Below are 366 nucleotides of genomic sequence, written 5' to 3'. Positions count from 1 at the left end.
GATGCCGACACCCGCGCGGCGATCATGGAACGCATCGCCGAGCGCTACGCCGACTGGGGCGTGACGTGGGCCGTGCACGGCCGCAACGCGCGTCTGGAGGACCAGCCGCACGGGCACCTGCTGATCCTCGCCGGACCCGCCGGCGAGCGCCCGGTCGAGGGCTCCGAGGCGATGAAGGCGCTGCGCCACTACGTCGCGAGCGCGGTCAACGCGGTCCACCGGGAGCGCACCGGCCGGCGCCTGCCGCGCGAGTGGCACGGCGGCACCCTGGCCGACACCGGCATCGCGCGGCCGCCCCGGCCCGACATCCCGCTCGGGCTCTACCGCGCCCGTCAGCGCCGCGACGAGCTGCTGCGCGCCGGCAAG

At 77.0% G+C, this 366-nt stretch carries 1 protein-coding gene; it reads left to right on the top strand.

The window, feature by feature from the left end; all coding sequences use genetic code 11:
• A partial coding sequence (locus tag HL658_RS36540) for a hypothetical protein (RefSeq protein WP_180287756.1) occupies positions 1–366 on the top strand: 366 nt, incomplete at both ends.

It is taken from the genome of Azospirillum oleiclasticum (assembly GCF_013423485.1).
Taxonomy (GTDB): Bacteria; Pseudomonadota; Alphaproteobacteria; order Azospirillales; family Azospirillaceae; genus Azospirillum; species Azospirillum oleiclasticum.
Note: the sequence above shows the minus strand (reverse complement) of the source record. Positions and strands in the feature narration are given on the sequence as shown.